Genomic DNA, 16,803 nt, shown 5'->3' on the forward strand with positions numbered 1-16,803 from the left:
TGGACATGACGAGCGCGAACCGGAGCCAGGGGCAGAACCACGCTCAGATGAATGAGGACGATCCGCTATGGTATAAAGACGCGATCATCTATCAGCTCCACATCAAGTCGTTCTTCGACGCGAATGGCGACGGTATCGGCGACTTTCAGGGCCTGCACGAAAAGCTCGATCATATCGCCTCGCTCGGCGCCAATGCGATCTGGCTGCTGCCCTTCTTCCCCTCGCCGCGCCGGGACGACGGCTACGACATTGCCGATTACGGCAGCGTCAGCCCCGATTACGGCACGGTCGACGAGTTCAAGGCTTTCGTCGAAGCGGCGCACCAGCGCGGCATCCGGGTCATCATCGAGCTGGTCATCAACCACACGTCCGACCAGCATCCCTGGTTCCAGCGGGCGCGCCATGCGCCGGCCGGCTCTCCCGAACGGGACTTCTACGTCTGGTCGGATACGGACCAGAAATTCCCGGAAACCCGGATCATCTTCCTCGACACGGAAAAATCGAACTGGACCTGGGACCCCGGCGCCGGCGCCTATTACTGGCATCGTTTCTATTCCCATCAGCCGGACCTCAACTTCGATAATCCGCAGGTGTTGGAAGAACTGCTCGGCGTGATGCGCTTCTGGGCCGATACCGGCATCGACGGGTTTCGGCTGGATGCGATCCCTTATCTCGTCGAGCGCGAGGGGACGAACAATGAAAACCTGCCCGAGACGCACGACGTCCTGAAGAAGATCCGCGCTTCGCTCGATTCCACCCATCCCGGCAAGATGCTGCTCGCCGAAGCCAATCAATGGCCGGAAGACACGAGTGAATATTTCGGCAATGGCGACGAATGCAACATGGCATTCCATTTCCCGCTGATGCCGCGCATGTACATGGCGATCGCCAAGGAAGACCGTTTCCCGATCACCGACATCATGCGGCAGACGCCGGAAATCCCGGAAAACTGTCAATGGGCGATCTTCCTTCGCAATCACGACGAGCTGACGCTCGAAATGGTGACCGACGAGGAACGCGATTACCTCTGGAACATCTATGCCGCCGACCGCCGCGCCCGCATCAACCTCGGCATCCGCCGCCGCCTCGCTCCCTTGATGGAACGCGACCGCCGCCGCATCGAGCTGATGAACGCACTGCTTCTCTCCATGCCCGGAACGCCGGTTCTCTATTACGGCGACGAGATCGGCATGGGCGACAACATCTATCTCGGCGACCGCGACGGGGTGCGCACGCCGATGCAATGGTCGCCGGACCGAAACGGCGGGTTCTCCAAGGCCGACCCGGCGCGGCTGGTGCTGCCGCCGATAATGGATCCGCTCTATGGATATGAAGCGCTCAATGTGGAGGCGCAGGGGGCCGACGCCCATTCGTTGCTCAACTGGACGCGGCGGATGCTGGCATTGCGCAACAAACATTTCGCATTCGGCCGTGGTTCGCTGAAGTTCCTGTCGCCGGGCAACCGCAAGATCCTTGCCTATCTGCGTGAATACAATGGCGACACGATCCTCTGCGTCGCCAATCTCTCACGCTTGCCACAGGCGGTAGAGCTCGACCTGGCACAGTTCGCCGGCCGTGTGCCGATCGAACTTTCCGGCATGTCGCCCTTTCCGCCGATCGGGCAGCTGACCTATCTGCTCACCCTGCAGCCCTACGGTTTCTTCTGGTTCAATCTGGTAGCGGAAGCGGACGGTCCGGTCTGGCGCAAGGAGCCGCCGGAGCAGATGCAGGACATGGTGACCATGGTCACTCGCCGCGACCTGCAGGAACTGGTCGATCAGCCGAGGCTTGCGACTACGCTGTCGAACGAGGTCCTGCCCGCCTATCTCGGCAAGCGCCGCTGGTTCGGTTCGAAGGGCGAAATCCTGACCGGTGCTTCGCTGGTTGCTGCAACGCCGATCGCGTTTGCCAACAACATCCTGCTTGGCGAACTCGAAGCCGAGGTGGACGGCCGCAAGGACACATACCTGCTGCCGCTCGCCGTTTCCTGGGACGATGCCCAGCCGACGGCGCTCGCCCAGCAGCTGGCGCTCGCCCGCATCCGCCAGGGCCGCCGCGTCGGCTTCCTGACTGACGGGTTCGCGATGGAAGGACTGGCGCGCGGGGTGATCCGCGGCCTCTGCGAGCGGTCGGTGATATCAGGCCGCGCCGGTACGCTGGAATTTATCGGCACCGACAAGCTCGACTGCCTGACCATCAACGACGACATGGCCGTCCGCTGGCTGTCGGCCGAACAATCCAACAGTTCGCTTATTCTGGGCGACATGGCGATGGTGAAGCTCATCCGCCACGTCTTCCCCGGCATGCATCCCGAGGTCGAGATGACCCGGTACCTGACCAATGTCGGCTATCAGAACACCGCGCAATTGCTCGGCGAGGTCGCCCGCACGGCGCCGGATGGCAGTCGCTACACGCTGATCATCGTGCAGAGTGCGATCCGCAATCAGGGCGATGCCTGGAACTGGATGCTCAGCAACCTGCGCCGCGCCATCGACGAAATCGTGGTGACCGGCCTTGAGGGCGAGGTGGTGGACGAGCATTTCAAGCCGCTCGTCAATTTTGTCGCGACAATCGGCAAGCGGCTGGGCGAACTGCATGTGGCGCTCGCCCAGCCGACCGACGATCCGGACTTTCAGCCGGTCCGGGCAAAGGCGGCCGATGCCGAAAAATGGCGCGAGGCTGTCACGGGCCAAATCTCCCGCAGCCTCTCGATCCTCGAAAAGACCGTCGAGGACCTGGATTCGGATATTGCCCGCGAGGCAAAAACACTACTAGGCCGCCGTGACGACCTTCTCGGCCTCGCCGCGCATCTTGCGAGCGCGGTGAAAGGCACACTGATGACCCGCAACCACGGCGATTTCCATCTCGGCCAGATCCTGGTCTCGGAGGGCGACGCCTATATCATCGATTTCGAAGGCGAACCAACCCGCGACCTTTCCGAACGCCGCGCCAAGACCAATCCCTTGCGCGACGCCGCCGGGCTGCTGCGGTCGCTCAGCTATCTCGCAGCCTCGGCCGACCTCGACCGGGAAATCGTCAGCGAGGTGGAAGACGCGCGCCACAAGGCATTGGTCGGGCGTTTCATGGAGATGGCGGAACCGGCCTTCCTCGACGCCTATTTCGAAGCGGTCGGGAACTCACAGGAGCTGCGCATCGCGCCAGAGGCCCGCGGGCGCATTCTCGATCTCTTCCTGCTCGAAAAGGCTGCCTACGAGATCGCCTACGAAGTGCGCAGCCGCCCCCATTGGCTTCCACTACCGCTTGCCGGCTTCTCGGCGATCGCATCCCGACTTCTGGAGAACGTTTCATGAGATACGAGCGCACCGATTTGATGATCGGCACCGTCCAGGAGGGTCTGCAGGCCCTGGTCGAAGGGCGGCACGGGGACCCGTTCTCGATCCTCGGACGCCATCAATACGGCAACCTCACCGTGGTCCGGGCGCTGCTGCCGGGTGCGCTGTCGGTCGAAGTGGTGGAGGCCGATACCGGCAAGGTGCTGGCCGAACTCGAAATCATCCACGAGGGCGGGCTGTTTGCCGGGGTGACCGGCAGCACGGCGCCATATTTCTTCCGGATCCGCTGGCCGGACGCCATACAGGAGATGGAAGACCCCTACTCCTTCCCACTGCTGCTCGGCGATCTCGACCTGCATCTGATCGGCCAGGGCACGCACTACGATCTCGGCCACACGCTCGGCGCCATCCCGATGGAGGTCGAAGGGGTCGAGGGCGTGCGCTTTTCCGTCTGGGCGCCGAATGCCCGGCGCGTCTCGGCCGTCGGCGACTTCAACTCCTGGGATGGGCGACGTTATCCGATGCGGCTGCGTCCGCAAGCGGGCATCTGGGAACTGTTCATCCCGCGCCTGACCCACGGCGAACGCTACAAGTTCGAGATCCTCGACGGCAACGGCAATCTGCTGCCGCAAAAGGCCGATCCGGTTGCGCGCGCCAGCGAAGCGGCCCCGTCGACGGCCTCGATCGTCGCCTCCTCGAAACCCTTCCGCTGGAGCGACGAGGACTGGATGCGCAGGCAGCGCGCAGATCGGGATCGCGAAGGCGCGATGTCGATCTACGAGGTACATCTGGGCTCGTGGCTTCGGATCGCCGAGGAAGGCAACCGCCATCTCGACTGGGTCGAACTCAGCCAGCGGCTGATCCCCTATGTGCAGAACCTCGGCTTCACCCATATCGAGATGCTGCCGATCATGGAGCATCCTTTCGGCGGCTCCTGGGGTTACCAGCCGCTCGGGCTGTTCGCCCCGACCGGACGTCACGGCACGCCGGAAGATTTCGCCTATTTCATCGATCGCTGCCATCAGGCGGGTATCGGCGTCATCCTCGACTGGGTGCCGGCGCATTTTCCGACCGACGTCTGGGGGCTCGCCAAATTTGACGGGACGCCGCTCTACGAGCATGCCGATCCGCGCGAAGGTTTCCACGGGGACTGGAACACGCTGATCTACAATCTCGGCCGCAACGAGGTGAAAGGGTTCCTGATCGCCTCGGCACTCGAATGGCTGGAGCATTACCATGTCGATGCTTTGCGCGTCGATGCTGTCGCCTCGATGCTCTACCGGGACTACAGCCGCAACGAAGGCGAATGGATTCCGAACCAGTATGGCGGGCGCGAAAACCTTGAGGCGGTCGAGTTCTTCAAGCATCTGAACAGCATCATCCATGACCGTTGCCCGCATGCCTTTACCGCGGCGGAGGAATCGACCGCCTGGCCGGGCGTCACCAGGAAAATCGAAGAGGGTGGCCTCGGTTTCGATTTCAAGTGGAACATGGGTTGGATGCACGACACGCTGCATTACATGCAGGACGACCCGGTCTATCGCAAATACCACCATGGAGCCATGAGCTTCGGGATGATCTATGCCTATTCCGAGCGCTTCATCCTGCCGCTCTCCCATGACGAAGTGGTGCACGGCAAGGGCTCGCTGATGGCCAAGATGCCGGGCGACCGCTGGCAGAAACTTGCGAACTTGCGCGCCTATTACGGCTTCATGTGGGGCCATCCCGGCAAGAAACTCTTGTTCATGGGCGGCGAACTGGCGCAGGAGACCGAATGGAACCACGACGGCTCGGTCGTCTGGGACCTGCTCGACAGCCCCGACCACGCGGGCGTCCAGCGTCTGATCCGTGACCTGAACACCCTCTATGCCCAGGAACCGGCGCTGCAGTTCGGCGACCTGCATCACGAGGGGTTCGAGTGGGCGGTGACGGATGATGCGGAAAATTCCGTCTACGGCATGCTGCGCTCGTCGCCGGATCGCTCGTCGCGTATCCTGGTCGCCTCGAATCTGACGCCGATGCCGCGGCACGGGTATCGGATCGGAGTTCCGGCAGAGGGCCGCTGGGAGGTGGTGCTGAACACCGACGCAGCGCTTTACGGCGGGTCCAACCTGGGACAGACGGAGGTGTGGGCGGAACGGCAGGCGGCGCACGGGAAGGAATTTTCCATCTCCGCGGTATTGCCGCCTCTGGCGACTGTGTTTCTGCGGTGGCGGGGGTAGGTTTCGTCGGCGCAAGTTGCCGCGAATAATCATTTTGAAGCGTTCCGTGGGATACCCCCTCTGCCCTGCCGGGCATCTCCCCCACAAGGGGGGAGATTGGATGGGGTTAATGCCCTGCCCGAATGACAGCAGGAGATCGAGCCAAGAGCCTAGTGTCTCGCTCAAGAGTGAGCTGGGAGTCAGCCTCTGGCCGATCTCCCCCCTTGTGGGGGAGATGCCCGGCAGGGCAGAGGGGGGTGCCACGGCAAACGGCGCGGCCGCGCTTATTCGCCCCGCCAACCATTCTGATAAACCACGTTATCCACACCCGCGAACCGCCCGACGCGGAGCAATTCCGCGTCCAGCTTCTCCAGCCGCCCCGCCGAAGCCCGCACGCCCTTTTCCAGCCATAACCGCTTCACATCCAGCGTGCCGGATTTGCGGTCGGCTTTCATGTCGATGCGGCCGATCATGCGGTCGCCTTCCAAGAGCGGGAAAACGTAGTAGCCGTATTGGCGCTTCGGCTCCGGCACGAAAACCTCGATGCGATAGAAGAAGTTGAACAGCCGCTCGGCCCGGTCGCGGTTGCGCAGGAGCGGATCGAAGGGGCTGAGGACACGCACCCGCGCCGGCGGTTCGGGGATATCCCCGAGATTTTCGGGAAAACCGAGGAAGGCGAAGGAGGGGCGCGGCTTGCTGCCGTCGGCGGTCTCGATCAGCACTTCCACAAGTTCGTCGCGATGGGTCTTCACCCAGTCCTTTGCCTCGTCCGGCGTAACCAGATCGAAGAAGGCGGCAAGCTCTCCTGAGGTTGCAAAGCCGAGGCGGGTCATGGCGCCGCGGCAGGCCCAGTCGATGAATTCCTCGTGGCTCACTTCCGGCTCGTGATGTTGCTGCGGGATCACCCGTTCCATAAGGTCGTAGATCTTCTGGAAGTTGACGCGGCCGGCGATCGCCAGCTTGCCGATGTGCCAGTAATATTCGAGCGCCGTCTTGTTCGGATGCCAGTTCCACCAGCCGCCGGACTTGTGATCCTCCTGCTTCATGTCGCGGGACATGATGGCGCCGTTCTCGGCGATGTGCTGGAAGGTCTCCTCGAAGGCGGCGTCGAACCCCTCGCCGTGCCATTTGCGCCAGCGCTCGGCCAGGATCGGCTCGCGGCGGCGAAAACGGTGTTTCCAGTAGCGGAAGAAGGCGGTCGGGATGATCGAGGCGTCATGCGTCCAGTGTTCGAACAGCTCGCCGTCCTTTTCCAGAAGTGCGGTCAGGTGTTCGCGCCGGTAGGTCTGGTTGCGCGAGAACAGGATCATGTGATGGGCGCGCTCGACGGTGGCGATACTGTCCACCTGGACGAAACCGAGATCGTCGATGAGCTGCAGCAGGCCGGCTTTGGTCAACGCCCGGCCCGGCGGTTCGCAGAGCCGCTGCCGTTCGAGGAAGATCCCGCGGGCCTGATCGTTTGGAATGAGAATCGCCATGGCGTCTAGACTAGGATATCGCCGCGCCGGATTCAATGTTCACGTTCGGTTCCGCATTCCCCTTCCCCGTCTTCCGGTCTATAGACCGCTGAACACCGAGGGACTGGCTTGGATATCCGTTTCGAACAGGCAGAAGCGCGTTTCGAGGGACGCACCGTCGTTTATCCGCTGACGCTTCGCTTGAGCGAACGGCGGATCGGCGTGATCGGCCTCAACGGCTCGGGCAAGACGACGTTTGCGCGGATGATCAACGGGCTGGTGCTGCCTGCCGAGGGTCACGTGACCGTCAATGGGCTCGATACGGTGAAGGATGGCGACAAGGTTCGCGGCCAGGCGGGGTTCATATTCCAGAACCCGCAGAACCAGATCATCCTGCCGATCCTCAAGGAGGATATCGCGCTCGGGCTGAAAAGCCAAAAACTCTCGAGGGCGGATACGGAGGCGGCGGTCGAGGCGGTACTTGCCCGTTTCGGCATCACCCATCTGGCCGACCGGCGGGTGCACGAACTTTCGGGCGGAGAACTGCAGCTAGCTGCGCTTGCCTCGGTTCTGGTGACCCGGCCGGACATCCTGATCATGGACGAACCGACCAACCAGCTCGATCTCCGCAACCGCGGCCTCGTGGAGAGGACGATCCACGGGCTCGATGAAAATGTCGTCGTCATCAGCCATGACCTTGGCCTGATCGCCGATTTCGACCGGGTTCTGCTCTTCCATGAAGGCCGCCTCACCGATGACGGCGCGCCTGCGGAAGTCATCGCCCGCTACCGCGAGCTTGCGGCATGAAGACGCTCTACGTGGAAGGCGACACGTTTCTGCACCGGCTTTCGCCGCGGGCAAAGCTTCTCGGCCTCGCCGCGCTCAGCCTTGTCCTTTTCCTTGTCCGTTCGCCGGCCGTTCTGTCGGTCGCGGCCTTGCTCGGCGGCATCGTCTATTCGTCGCTCCGGCTCGGGTGGCGCCAATCCTGGCTGCGGCTGCGGCCGGTCCTGCTGACCATTGCGGTCGTGGCGCTCTTCACACTTGTCTTCAACGGCCGACATGACACGCTGGTCGTCGTCACGCGGCTGACGGCGCTTGCCCTCTTCGCCGCGGCCGTGACGGCGACCACCAGCACCGGCGATTTCATCGACGAGATCACCCACCTTGCCATGCCGCTGGAGCGCCTGGGGCTCGTCAGGGCCGCGGATATCGGGCTTTCGATCGGTCTCGTCATCCGTTTCGTGCCGGAGATCCTCAGCCGTTACCAGGCTATCCGCGACGCCCATCGCGCCCGCGGGCTGAAGGTCCGGCCGCTGACGCTGGCGGTGCCACTGATCATCCTGACGCTCAAAAATGCCGACGAGATTGCCGCCGCCATTGACGCACGTGGCATCCGGGCGCAGAAATAACCTCATATAAAACTGGGGATTCGCATAGCATGACCACCCGTGATCTCGTTCTGGCCGCCCTTTTCGCCGCCATTATCGTGGCGCTCGGTCTCGTGCCGCCGATCATGCTCGGCTTCATCCCGGTACCGATCACCGCCCAGTCGCTCGGCGTCATGCTTGCGGGCGTCATCCTCGGCGCCAGGCGCGGCGGTTTTGCGGTGTTTCTGGTCCTGCTGCTGGTCGCGATCGGCCTGCCGGTTCTATCGGGCGGACGCGGCGGCCTTGCCACCTTTGTGTCGCCGACCGCCGGTTATCTCGTCGGCTGGTTCTTCGCAGCCGTCATCACCGGTTATTGTTCCGAGCGCTTCGTCGAGCGTTCGCAGAGCGGCATCGTACAGATCACCGGCTTTTTCCTCGCAGCCCTGCTCGGCGGCGTGGTGGTCGACCACGCGCTCGGGGTCATCTACCTCGCCTATGTCACGGGCACCGGGCTTTCGACCGCCTTCATCGGCGACCTGTCCTTCGTTCCGGGCGACGTGCTGAAGGCGATGATCGCCGCACTCGCCGGCCGCGCCGTGATGGTCGGTTATCCGCTGCTGCCGCAACGGGCCTGATCGGCCGCGTCCCGTCAATCCAGGAACTGATAAAGCCAGTCGCGCAAGTCTTCGGGGAGCGGCACCGGTTCCCTGCTTTCAGGGTCGCAAGTCATCCAGACGATTTCGGCTTCCGCGACCGCCTCGTTGCCCCGCAGCATATGCACCAGGAACCCCGCCGACTTTCCGCCGATCTTGCTGACGCCGATATGCGTGTGGACGACGTCACCCAGCTTCAAGGCCGAGTGAAACGTGCAGGTGATCTTGCCGATCCTGAAGAACGGATCGCCCTTTTGCGACCTGCGGCGACGCCAGAATTCCGTGACGGCCTCTTCCGCCCGCACGACATAAGCCGAGCGGAACATCTCGCCATGCATATCGACATCGCGGAAAGGAACGCGGAATTCCTGAGACTTGACTGGCTCTTTGACCACATTACCCTCTGGGTTGCACCCCTCTATGTAAGACTATTCTTTCAAGCTAAACAAGCGCAAGAGCAAGGGGTTGCGGCTTGAAAAAGTCAGCTTTCTGCGCCATGTCGGAAAGGTCCAGACCGGACTGACCCCTGACGAGGCCGCCGCATGACCACGCGCCTTTACGAACACAAGATCTTCCTCGAACATCGCACGCCGGAGGGACATCCCGAACGGGCGGACCGGCTGCGTTCGCTGGCGATCGCGCTGGAGCATCCGAATTTCGCCAGGCTCGACCGCAAAGACGCACCGCAGGCGAACGAGGACGCGGTTCTGCTCGCCCATCCGGAGGAACACCTGCGCGCGGTGATGCGCGAAATTCCCGAGGAGGACACGATCCGCCAGATCGAGGCCGACACCTATGTGGGGCCGAAGAGCTTTCAAGCCGCGCTGACCGGCATCGGCGGCGCGATGGCCGCCGTCGACGACGTGGCAAACGGCAAGGTCGACAACGCCTTCGTGGCGGCAAGGCCCCCCGGCCACCACGCCGAAAAAGACAAGGCGATGGGTTTTTGCCTGTTCAACAACGCCGCGATCGCCGCGCGTCACGCGCAACGGAAATACGGCATGGAGCGCGTCGCGATCGTCGATTGGGACGTGCATCACGGCAACGGCACGCAGGACATCTTCTGGGACGATCCGTCGGTGCTGTTCTGCTCGACGCACCAGATGCCGCTTTATCCCGGCACCGGCGCCAAGGACGAGACCGGCACCAGGAACAACGTGGTCAACGCGCCGCTTTCGCCCGATACCGGCAGCGAATATTTCCGCGAGGCCTTCAAGAGCCGCGTGCTGCCGGCGCTCGACAATTTTCGACCGGATTTCATCATCATCTCGGCCGGCTTCGACGCGCATCACCGCGATCCGCTGGCGCAGATCAATCTCGTCGGCGACGATTTCGACTGGGCGACCGGCCGGCTGATGGAGATCGCCGGCAAATATGCCGGCAACCGTATCGTCAGCCTGCTCGAGGGCGGATATGATCTGGAAGGGCTCGCCGAATCGGCGGGCATGCATATCTGCAGACTGATGAAGGGATAGACGATGACCGAAAACACCGAGAGCCTCGATGTGAGCGGCTATTCCTTCGAGAAGGCCGTTGCCGAACTCGAAAGCATCGTGGCGCGGCTGGAACGCGGCGACGTGGCGCTCGACGAATCGATCGCCATCTACGAGCGCGGCGAAGCGCTGAAGAAACATTGCGAAAAACTGCTGACGGCCGCCGAAAACCGCATCGAGAAGATCCGGCTCGACCGCGCCGGCAAGCCACAGGGCGTCGAGCCGCTCGACGGCGAATAAGCCGGACGGCTAAACCAAAGTCTTACAACCTTCGCATGGAATGCGTCATAAACCGATTGACGCACCGGAAACGCCTCCCCATGATGGCCCCATCTGCGTGGTTGCTTTGGGAGGAGGCCATTATGAACTTCGGCATGAAGTCCAGTAAAATCAATCTCATGTTCGTGGCGACACTTGCCGTTTCGACGGCATTTTCCGCCGCCGGCGCGAAGGCTGCGGAATTCATCAACGTACTGACCGGTGGCACGTCCGGCGTGTATTATCCGCTCGGCGTGGCGCTTGCCGAAATCTACGGACAGGGCATCAAGGACGCGCGCACCCAGGTGCAGGCCACCAAGGCATCCGTCGAAAACCTCAACCTGCTGCAGGCAGGACGCGGCGAGATTGCCTTCTCGCTCGGCGATTCTGTCCAGGAAGCCTGGAAGGGCAACAAGGAAGCGGGCTTTCCCGCCAAGCTCGACAAGCTGCGCGGCATCGCCGCCATCTATCCGAACTATATCCAGGTGGTCGCCAGCGCCGAATCCGGCGTGAAGACGCTTGCCGATCTCAAGGGAAAGAGCCTGTCGGTTGGGGCGCCGGCCTCCGGCACGGAACTCAATGCCCGCGCCATCTTCACGGCGGCCGGCATGTCCTACAAGGATCTCGGCAAGACCGAATATCTGCCGTTCGCGGAATCCGTCGAGCTGATCAAGAACCGCCAACTCGATGCGACGCTGCAGTCGGCAGGTCTCGGCGTCGCCTCGATCCGCGACCTTGCGACCTCGCTGAAGATCAATGTCGTGGCGATCCCGGCCGCCGAGGTCGCCAAGATCGGCGCACCCTATGTCTCGGTGAAAATCCCGGCCGGCACCTATGAGGGGCAGACCGCCGATGTCGAGACCGCCGCCGTCGGCAACTTCCTGATCACCCATTCGGGCGTTTCCGACGAAACCGTCTACCAGATGACCAAGCTCTTGTTCTCCAACCTGCCGAAGCTTTCCGCAGCGCATGCCGCCGCCAAGGCGATCGACGTGAAGAAGGCGCTAGAAGGCATGCCCGTACCGCTGCATCCGGGCGCCGAACGGTATTACAAGGAAGTCGGGTTGTTGAAGTGAACGAGCGAGGATGAGGGCAATCTGCCCCTCATCCGGCTGCCGCCACCTTCTCCCCGTCTTCACGGGGAGAAGGATCTACGCCGCAACTGTATCTGTCCCCCTCTAACGTCGTTTGGGCCACCTATCCTTTTCCCCCAAACGGCGAGAGGATTAAGGTGAGGGGCAACGGAAACCTCGGAGAACCAATGTCCGAAACCCCAATGCAAAACTCGATGAATTCGCAGAGCGCCGAAGAGCCGATCGAGGGCCTGCCGGCCGGCTTCGGCGAGGGTTTGACCGGGCGGATCGCCTTCTGGATCGCCTTTGCCTTTACCCTTTTCCAGCTCTGGACCGCCGCCTATGGCACGCTTGCGAGCCAGATCGTCCGGGCCATGCATGTTGGCTTCCTGCTGCTGCTCGGTTTCGTGCTGATCGGCAATCTCGTCGCCAAGACGAAAGCCGGCAAGATCTGGTTCTGGGCGCTCGGCATTGTCGGCTTCCTGACCGGCATCTACAATTGGGTCTTCTACCACGACCTGATCGTCAGGAGCGGGTTCCTGACGACGCCGGACCTTATCGTCGGAACCGTGCTGATCGTGCTCGTCTTCGAAGCGGCACGACGGCTGATGGGCCTGCCGTTGACGATCATCGCCGCCATATTCCTCGCGTACTGCTTTTTCGGCCAATACGCCCCCGGGCCGTTCATCCATCGCGGCTATGATTTCGAACAGATCATCGAGAACTTTGCCTATGGCACCGAAGGCATTTACGGAACGCCGATCTACGTTTCGGCGGCGTATATCTTCATCTTCGTGGTCTTTGCCGCGTTTCTGGAACGCGCCGGCATGCTGGCGCTGTTCAACGATTTCGCACTCGGCCTCGTCGGCACCTGGCGCGGCGGACCGGCGCAGGTCTGCGTGATGTCCTCGGCACTGATGGGCACGATTTCCGGCTCGGGTGTCGCCAATGTCGTCGCCTCCGGACAGTTCACCATTCCGCTGATGAAGCGCTTCGGTTTCCGCTCGGCCTTTGCTGGCGGCGTCGAGGCGACCTCGTCGATGGGCGGGCAGATCATGCCGCCGGTCATGGGTGCCGTCGCCTTCATCATGGCAGAGACGCTCAACGTCTCCTATGCCGAGATCGTCAAGGCCGCGATCATCCCGGCCGTGCTTTATTTCGGCGTCTGCTTCTGGATGGTGTTCCTGGAAGCCGGCAAAGCGGGCCTCAAGGGCATGAGCAAGGCCGACCTGCCGAACCCCTGGGCCGCCGTCCGGGAACACTGGCCGCTGATCCTGCCGCTGGCCGCCCTCGTCTACCTGCTGTTTGCCGGTTATACGCCGATCTTCGCCGGAACGATGGGGCTGGCGCTGGTCATCGTGCTGATCCTCGGCATGCCGCTTGCCGCAAGCATCGGCCCGCTTGCCTTCCGCCTCGTCTTCTGGCTCGTGCTCGGCATCGCCGCCGCCTCCTTCCTGCGCTATGGGGTCAACTTCCTGGCGATCGTCATCCTCGCCCTGATCGTCGGCTGCATCTTCGTCAAGGGCGGGCGCGAGACGCTGGCGATCTGCCGCGACGCCATGGCGGAGGGCGCCAAGAACGCGCTGCCGGTCGGCATCGCCTGCGCCATCGTCGGCATCGTCATCGGCACGCTGACGCTGACCGGCATTGCCTCGACCTTTGTCGGCGCGATCATCCGGGTCGGCGAGCACAACCTGTTCCTGTCGCTGGTCCTGACGATGATCACCTGCCTGATCCTCGGCATGGGCATTCCGACAATCCCGAACTACATCATCACCTCGTCGCTTGCCGGACCTGCGCTGCTCGAACTCGGCGTGCCGCTGATCGTCAGCCACATGTTCGTCTTCTACTTCGGCATCATGGCGGACCTGACGCCGCCGGTGGCGCTCGCCGCCTTCGCGGCGGCACCGATGGCGAAGACCTCGGGGCTGAAGATCGGCGTGGAGGCGACCAAGCTCGCGACCGCCGGTTTCGTCGTGCCCTTCATGGCCGTCTATACGCCGGCGCTGATGCTGCAGGATCCGGGTGCGATTGCCGCGGCATGGGGTTATCCGGTCGAGGTCGCCTATGTCTTCCTCAAGGCATGCTTCGGCATTGCGCTGTGGGGCACGGCAGTGGTCGGCTTCCTGTTTGCCCGCATGGCAGCTTGGGAGCGCCTGCTCGCCTTCATCGCCGGTGCAAGTCTGGTGGTGGCATTTCCCTGGACCGACGAACTCGGCTGGGTACTCGGCGTCATCATCGTCGCGCAACACTGGTGGCGGAACCGCAGCGCGCCGGCCGCACCGGCGCTGACATGAGCAAGGGGCGATGAGCCTCTGCATCCTGGCCGGCGGCAAACTGACGGTGCTTGCCATCTCGATGTTCACGCTCTCCTGGACCCATTCCGTGCAGAAGACCGAATGGCGCGAAACCTGGGCCGTGGCACCGGCCGGGCTGGAGCTTCGCCAGGCGGAGGTCAAGGGGTCCGGCGCCGGCATGGAGCCCGGAGCGAACGCGGTGCTGAAGGACGGCTGGTGGGTTTGGCACCCGACGCTGCCGCCGCAGGAACGCATTTCGCTAGCGGCGTCCGGCATGACGCCGGGTGGGTGGAGGCTGTGTCATGACGGCGGCTGCGTCGAGCTTGGGGCGACGGTCGGGGATGCAGTGAGCTTGAGCGGGTGTCCCTAGAACCTAAAGCGAAATGACGGTTCGGATTTCGTCGTACCCGGCATGCAGGCCGGTTTCGTCCTGCTCCACCAAGCCAGCCCGCCCTAGGATCTCGACATCCTCATGAACCCGCCGGTAATCCCGATCGAGCGCTCGTGCCAAAGCCGCCACGCTCGCCTGCGGGTTCTTGTGCAGATAACGCAGAAGTTCCAGGCGCTTGCCGGTCATGGTGCTGGAAAAGGCATCCCAGGCGACGAAGGTCAGATGCTCTTCCGAGACCGCCTCACCCTTTTCTGCGCGATGCCAAGCATCCGAGACCCGCTTCGCGACCTCATCGAAGGAACCGCCGATATGGAGTTCGATGTCCTTGCTCATATCTTCTCTCCTCTCGACGTTTCGACGTCCTGCCTGAAATCGGCCAGCAGCTGCTCAATCGAGACGAACCGATAGCTCTCTTCCCGATCGCCGTAGTGGCGATGATCACCCTTGCCGCGCTCATTGTCGTAACCGACCAACCGCTTGCCGGGTCGACCGTAAAACAGCGAGTATTTCAACAAGTGCTGCGATGGCGGCACATGATCTGGCACGCGCCACACCTTGATCTCCAAAATCGCTCCGTCGCCGAAGACAACACGTTCGCGGATGACGAGTTCGGCTTTCATGGATTTAATATGGCATCAGACGCCATAGATAGTCAACCTCCGCCGCTCTCGACCAAAACCCGGGGCTCCACTATATTGTCCGCATGGACAAAGATCTGGTCATCGCCAAGCTGAGAGAGCACGAAGACGAGTTGCGCGCCGCAGGTGCGGAGCATGTGTCGATCTTTGGCTCTGTAGCCAGAGGCGAAGCGACGGTCGAATCCGATCTTGACGTTCTCGTCAAATTTGCTGAACCCGTGATCCAGTCGGGTTTCGGCTACTTTAGCGCCCTTGAAGATCTACGCGTACTGATCTCAAGCATTACGGGTGCCAGCAGTGTGGATATCATTGCCGAACCGCTGCAGAAGGAACGGCTCCGGCGGAATGTGGAACGGGATCGCGCCATTGCCTACTAAGCGCCCTCTTATCCGCATGCGTGATATTATCGAAAACGGGCAAGCCGTTCTTGAATACACCCTTGGCATGGATTTCACCATTTATTCCAAGAACCGGCTGACAAAGGATGCGTCTGAGCGATGCCTCGCGCGACTTTCGGAGGCAGCCGTTAAACTTGGCCCGCTGGCTGAAGAGCTGTTTCCGCAGCATGATTGGCGCGGCATACGAAACCTCGGCAATATCCTGCGGCATGACTATCCCGACGTACTCGATACGGTGATTTGGGCGGCGATCACGCATCGTCTGCCACCGTTGCTCGCCGATCTGGAAGCCTTTCTCGCCCGATATCCCGAAGACCAGGAAACGCTTTAGGAAGCCCCCCATGTCCTTTTTCCCCGGAAACGACCCGGTCGCCGGCGACGCCTTTGCCTGTGATGCGATCGAGAACCTGATCATTCCACGCACCAGCGATATCGGCGGGTTTTCCGTGCGGCGCGCGTTGCCGAGCCGGCAGAGAAGGCTGGTGGGGCCGTTCATCTTCTTTGACCGGATGGGACCGGCGCTGCTGCGGGCCGACGAGGCGCTGGACGTCAAGCCGCATCCGCATATCGGGCTTTCCACCGTCACCTACCTGTTCGACGGCGAGATCAAGCACCGCGACAGCCTCGGCACCGAACTCACCATCCGGCCGGGTGACATCAACCTGATGACCGCCGGCCGCGGCATCGTGCATTCGGAACGCACGCCTGAAAACCTGCGCGGCCATCCGATGTCGGTCTCCGGGCTGCAGACCTGGCTGGCACTGCCTGATAACAAGGAGGAGATCGATCCGACGTTCTCGCACACGGATAAGGAAAAGATGCCGGTCATCGATGCGGACGGCGCGAGCGGCCGGGTGGTGATCGGCGCTTTCGAGGGCCTCGGCTCGCCCGTCTCGACCTTCACCGACACGCTCTATGTCGATCTCCGCCTCGAGGCTGGCAAGCGCTTCCCGTTTGCGGCGGCGCATGAGGAGCGGGCAATCTACATCCTCTCCGGCGAACTCGTCGTTTCCGGTGACCGGTTTGCAGCCGACCAGCTTCTCGTCTTCCGGCCGGGCGACAATATCACGCTCGAAGCCGGCGCTTCGGGCTGCCACCTGATGCTGTTCGGCGGGGCGGCGCTGAATTCCAAGCGCTATATCTGGTGGAACTTCGTTTCCTCCTCCAAGGAGCGTATCGAAAAGGCGAAAGAGGAATGGCGCACCGGCCGTTTCGATATCGTGCCCGGGGACGAGGAGGAGTTTGTCCCCTTGCCCACCGCCTGAAATCGGTTAGAACCGCAGG

General features: G+C 62.4%; 17 protein-coding genes. 13 read left to right on the forward strand and 4 right to left on the reverse strand.

What is annotated here, in order from left to right; translation table 11 throughout:
* Positions 1-5: 5 nt before the first annotated feature.
* The gene (gene treS, locus MOV61_RS06800; RefSeq protein ID WP_408962359.1) at positions 6-3,311 is read left to right on the forward strand and encodes a maltose alpha-D-glucosyltransferase; all 3,306 of its coding nucleotides are present in this window, start codon (positions 6-8) and stop codon (positions 3,309-3,311) included.
* Entirely contained in the window at positions 3,308-5,515 is a 2,208-nt protein-coding gene (gene glgB, locus MOV61_RS06805) for a 1,4-alpha-glucan branching protein GlgB (protein WP_247136047.1), read from the forward strand. The genes treS and glgB overlap by 4 nt, the downstream gene beginning before the upstream one ends.
* 263 nt (positions 5,516-5,778) lie before the next feature.
* Here the strand turns inward: glgB and MOV61_RS06810 are convergent, their stop codons facing one another.
* On the reverse strand, positions 5,779-6,972 hold the full coding sequence (locus MOV61_RS06810) for a winged helix-turn-helix domain-containing protein (RefSeq protein WP_247136048.1): 1,194 nt from the start codon (positions 6,970-6,972) through the stop codon (positions 5,779-5,781).
* Positions 6,973-7,080: 108 nt separating this feature from the next.
* On the opposite strand from MOV61_RS06810, the gene MOV61_RS06815 reads away from it, so the two are divergent.
* The 3 genes from MOV61_RS06815 to MOV61_RS06825 are packed head-to-tail and all read left to right on the forward strand — an operon-like array spanning position 7,081 to position 8,953.
* Complete coding sequence (locus MOV61_RS06815) at positions 7,081-7,758, forward strand: energy-coupling factor ABC transporter ATP-binding protein (RefSeq protein ID WP_247136049.1); 678 nt, start codon at positions 7,081-7,083, stop codon at positions 7,756-7,758.
* Positions 7,755-8,360: an energy-coupling factor transporter transmembrane protein EcfT gene (locus MOV61_RS06820; protein WP_247136050.1), complete on the forward strand. Its 606-nt coding sequence runs from the start codon at positions 7,755-7,757 to the stop codon at positions 8,358-8,360. Before MOV61_RS06815 ends, MOV61_RS06820 begins: the two co-directional genes overlap by 4 nt.
* 29 nt (positions 8,361-8,389) lie before the next feature.
* Complete coding sequence (locus MOV61_RS06825) at positions 8,390-8,953, forward strand: biotin transporter BioY (RefSeq protein ID WP_038540528.1); 564 nt, start codon at positions 8,390-8,392, stop codon at positions 8,951-8,953.
* Positions 8,954-8,967: 14 nt separating this feature from the next.
* Here the strand turns inward: MOV61_RS06825 and MOV61_RS06830 are convergent, their stop codons facing one another.
* A complete protein-coding gene (locus MOV61_RS06830) occupies positions 8,968-9,366 on the reverse strand; it encodes a thioesterase family protein (RefSeq protein ID WP_247034434.1) in 399 nt (132 codons plus the stop codon).
* A 147-nt stretch (positions 9,367-9,513) separates the two neighbouring features.
* Between MOV61_RS06830 and MOV61_RS06835 the strand changes: the two genes are divergently transcribed.
* From MOV61_RS06835 to MOV61_RS06855, 5 genes are all read left to right on the forward strand, one after another.
* Positions 9,514-10,446 (forward strand): histone deacetylase family protein, encoded by a 933-nt coding sequence (locus tag MOV61_RS06835; RefSeq protein ID WP_247136051.1) that lies wholly within the window; start codon positions 9,514-9,516, stop codon positions 10,444-10,446.
* Positions 10,447-10,449: 3 nt separating this feature from the next.
* Positions 10,450-10,704 carry an exodeoxyribonuclease VII small subunit gene (locus MOV61_RS06840; protein ID WP_038540522.1) on the forward strand — a complete coding sequence of 85 codons (255 nt, stop codon included), beginning with the start codon at positions 10,450-10,452 and terminating at the stop codon, positions 10,702-10,704.
* A gap of 158 nt (positions 10,705-10,862) precedes the next feature.
* Entirely contained in the window at positions 10,863-11,798 is a 936-nt protein-coding gene (locus tag MOV61_RS06845; protein ID WP_038592907.1) for a TAXI family TRAP transporter solute-binding subunit, read from the forward strand.
* Between the two features lie 185 nt (positions 11,799-11,983).
* Positions 11,984-14,092, forward strand: a complete 2,109-nt coding sequence (locus MOV61_RS06850) for a TRAP transporter permease (RefSeq protein ID WP_247136052.1) — start codon at positions 11,984-11,986, stop codon at positions 14,090-14,092.
* A 10-nt stretch (positions 14,093-14,102) separates the two neighbouring features.
* Positions 14,103-14,462, forward strand: a complete 360-nt coding sequence (locus tag MOV61_RS06855; protein ID WP_247034438.1) for a DUF1850 domain-containing protein — start codon at positions 14,103-14,105, stop codon at positions 14,460-14,462.
* 3 nt (positions 14,463-14,465) lie between these two features.
* On the opposite strand, the gene MOV61_RS06860 is transcribed toward MOV61_RS06855, so the two are convergent.
* Together MOV61_RS06860 and MOV61_RS06865 are read right to left on the reverse strand one after the other, a co-directional pair.
* Positions 14,466-14,816: a hypothetical protein gene (locus MOV61_RS06860; protein ID WP_247034439.1), complete on the reverse strand. Its 351-nt coding sequence runs from the start codon at positions 14,814-14,816 to the stop codon at positions 14,466-14,468.
* Complete coding sequence (locus tag MOV61_RS06865) at positions 14,813-15,103, reverse strand: DUF6516 family protein (protein ID WP_247034440.1); 291 nt, start codon at positions 15,101-15,103, stop codon at positions 14,813-14,815. The genes MOV61_RS06860 and MOV61_RS06865 overlap by 4 nt, the downstream gene beginning before the upstream one ends.
* Before the next feature lie 83 nt (positions 15,104-15,186).
* On the opposite strand from MOV61_RS06865, the gene MOV61_RS06870 reads away from it, so the two are divergent.
* From MOV61_RS06870 to MOV61_RS06880, 3 genes are read left to right on the forward strand one after another with little or no spacing between them, the layout of a single operon-like run.
* Positions 15,187-15,498, forward strand: coding sequence for a nucleotidyltransferase family protein (locus tag MOV61_RS06870; protein ID WP_046599439.1), 312 nt, complete (start codon positions 15,187-15,189; stop codon positions 15,496-15,498).
* The gene (locus MOV61_RS06875; RefSeq protein ID WP_247136053.1) at positions 15,467-15,850 is read left to right on the forward strand and encodes a DUF86 domain-containing protein; all 384 of its coding nucleotides are present in this window, start codon (positions 15,467-15,469) and stop codon (positions 15,848-15,850) included. Before MOV61_RS06870 ends, MOV61_RS06875 begins: the two co-directional genes overlap by 32 nt.
* A 10-nt stretch (positions 15,851-15,860) precedes the next feature.
* Entirely contained in the window at positions 15,861-16,784 is a 924-nt protein-coding gene (locus MOV61_RS06880) for a pirin family protein (protein WP_247136054.1), read from the forward strand.
* Positions 16,785-16,803: the final 19 nt, after the last annotated feature.

Origin of the sequence: Neorhizobium sp. BETTINA12A, assembly GCF_023006485.1 — a bacterium.
Lineage (GTDB): Bacteria > Pseudomonadota > Alphaproteobacteria > Rhizobiales > Rhizobiaceae > Neorhizobium.